Genomic DNA, 2718 nt, shown 5'->3' with positions numbered 1-2718 from the left:
GTTGCACACGAACAGGTAGTGCTTTCCGGGTTGAACGCGGAGCTGGGGGCGCACGGGCTCCCCGTGCTAACGGATTCCATATGGACGGTGGGCCGTTGGCCTGCGGGCGACTTTCAGGACGGCTTCCGGGTTGCAGGGCTGGTCGCTGGGGGCCATATCTTTGCAGAGAGCGGCGGTAAGCAGGTACGTCTTACCCTCGTGTATGGGGGCCTGCGGCTCGGCTACGAGCGGGTGTTGGCGCCGAGGCTCTCGCTCAGCCTGGGCACGGCCGCAGCAGTCGGAGGTTCGGTGCTCACGGTCATCCACGCTGATCCGTCGAGTCTGGGCGCCGGCCTCGATGCAGGATATGACACGACCTTTTACCGGCCTTTTGTCGCCGTTGTACCGGACGCCGCCCTTACAGCCGACCTCGGGGGAAGACTTCGGCTCCACGGCGGGGTAGCGTATCGGATTGACACGAGCCTGCTTGGGGAATGGCGGACCGCCAGCGGAAGACGGTTGACGGATGGTCCGGTAGACCCGCTCAATGGGCTTCAGGTCCGCCTGGCCGTCGCGTGGGATAGCACGGGCGAGTCGGCGAAGGAGCGTTCAGAGCTTAAGCAGCGAGTGGAAGACCTCGAACGCGAGCTTGAGGAGACCCGCCGCAGGCTGCAAAGCCAGATCGAGGAGCTATCCGAAGCGTATCTGGGAGTTTCCGTGAGTGATGTCGGGCTTTGGCGACGCTGGATCCTCGGGCTTCGCGGGGCGTACGTGAACGCTGTGGACCCAGGCTCCCCGGCACAGAAGGCGGGACTCCGCCCAGGCGACATCATTCTGGCGCTGGGTGGCCTCACGATCGAAAACAGCGACGCCCTCATTTGGATGATTCAGAGAAAGAGGCCGGGGGAGTGGGTTAGCATCGAAGTCCGGAGAGACGGCCGGACGCTATTCTTGGCGGCCCAGTTGGGCCGCAGACCAAAGCGTTAACGCTAAGCTCGGGCACCCGTTTGGGCGCTACTTAGTGGCTGTGCGGGGTGCAGGGCTGGCCGGGTCACCTCGTGAGGGTCGCGAGGGGTGACGCCGGCTTTCCTGTGGAAAAGCTCAGCGGGGGCCTTCGGCACCCGGCGGACGACTCCGGCGCTGCTATGAAGAGCACAAAGCCCAGCGCGCCAGCGCATGGGTCGTCCGCAGGGCGCGTCGGCGTCGGCGCTGCTTCTGGGTGGATCGGATTACTCCTTCGGCCTCGGGCCAGCGCCCCCTCCATATCTTGCCGGCGGCCGCCTGGTTCAGGCCCGCCACCGCTCGGAGCAGGTCGCCCGCCGCCTCTCACAGCCGCTGTGCTCGGGGCTCGGAAGGGCCGGCGCACAGCGCCTCAATCACGCTGGCCGGGCCGGGGGCGGCTGGGTTGATCACAAGGTGTTCGGGAGCGCCAGGGTTCGCCTTGCCATTGACGGCGACCGGAGCCTCTGCCATCGCTCATTCTCCTTCCTGAACTCGGCTTACGGGCCAGACTCGCCCCCCACCGCTACTGTACGTGGCGGTGGAGCCACGCGACGGCTGAATTGCACGGGGGCCACCCGAAGCCCATTGTGTGTGTGCTAGCCGAAAAGTGGCCCACTTTTCGGGGTTGTGCTACTCGAAAAGTTGACCACCCTGAGGCCCTCCCCGGTAGACTGGCGGGGTCGCCACCCACTGCCAGTCACGGGGGGAGAGGAGTTGCTCGGGATGGTCGATATCGAGTCTATCCGCAAACTGTACTTCGTCCAGCGCTGGTCCGTCCGCAGGATCAGCCGAGAGCTTGGCTATTCGCGCCAAAGCGTCCGCAAGGCCATCGCCAGCTCGGCGCCTCCCCGTTACCACCTCCGGGAACCCAGACCGCGGCCGGTCGTCGGCCCGTACCTGGGCGTCATCGAGCAGTGGCTGTGGGACGACTCGGAGGCACCCCGCAAGGAGCGGCACACGGCCCGGCGCATCTACCAGCGGCTCGTGGCCGAGTACGGCTTCACCGGCGGGGAGTCGACCGTTCGGCAGGTGGTGGCCGAACTCCGAGGCCGACAGGTCGAGCCCTACATCCCCCTGGTGGCCGCCCCGGGTGAGATGGCGCAAGTCGATTGGGGTCCGGCCGTGGCCATCATCGGGGGCCGGCGGACGGAGGTGCAGCTGTTCTGCCTGCGGCTGCATTTCAGTGGGGTCGCCTTCGTCCGCGCCTACCCCACGCAGCGCCTGGAGGCCTTCCTGGACGGTCACTGCCGGGCGTTTGAGTGGTTGGGAGGGGTACCGGCCTGCCTGGTCTACGACAACCCCAAGACGGCGGTGGTGCGCATCCTGCAGGGCCCCGAGCGGGAAGAGCACGTCCTGTTTGCGAGCCTGCGGGCGCACTATCTCTTTGAAAGCCGCTTCTGCCGGCCCGGGCAAGCTCACGAGAAAGGCGGCGTCGAGAACAGGCTGCGCTGCGGGCCTTGCCGGCCCATCCCTTCCGCAGCAGTATCACCCGGATGGTGAAGGTCAACGCGTTGTCGCTGGTGCACTTTGACCGCAACCGCTATTCCGTGCCGACGGCGTACATCGGCCGCACGCTGCAGCTGGAGGCGTTCGCCGACCGGCTGGGGCTCTGGAGCCGAGAGCGGCTGGTCGCCATGCATCCCCGCTCGTACGGCCGCGGGGAGACCCTCCTGGTGCTGGATCACTACCTGGACGCCCTGGCCCGCAAGCCCCGGGCCGTGCTGAACGCCCGCGTGG

3 protein-coding genes are annotated in these 2718 nt (G+C 67.0%); all 3 read left to right on the top strand.

The window, feature by feature from the left end; genetic code table 11:
• Window positions 1-966: PDZ domain-containing protein (locus AB1609_15595; GenBank protein ID MEW6047876.1), on the top strand; the 966-nt coding region annotated here is incomplete at its 5' end.
• A gap of 738 nt (window positions 967-1704) precedes the next feature.
• Window positions 1705-2481, top strand: a complete 777-nt coding sequence (gene istA / locus AB1609_15590) for an IS21 family transposase (protein ID MEW6047875.1) — start codon at window positions 1705-1707, stop codon at window positions 2479-2481.
• On the top strand, window positions 2475-2718 hold a 244-nt coding region (locus AB1609_15585; protein MEW6047874.1), incomplete at its 3' end, for an IS21 family transposase. The genes istA and AB1609_15585, both read left to right, overlap by 7 nt.

This window comes from Bacillota bacterium, assembly GCA_040754675.1.
GTDB lineage: Bacteria > Bacillota > Limnochordia > Limnochordales > Geochordaceae > Geochorda.
The sequence above is the reverse complement of the archived record's forward strand: the minus strand, read 5'-3'. Positions and strand labels throughout refer to the sequence as shown.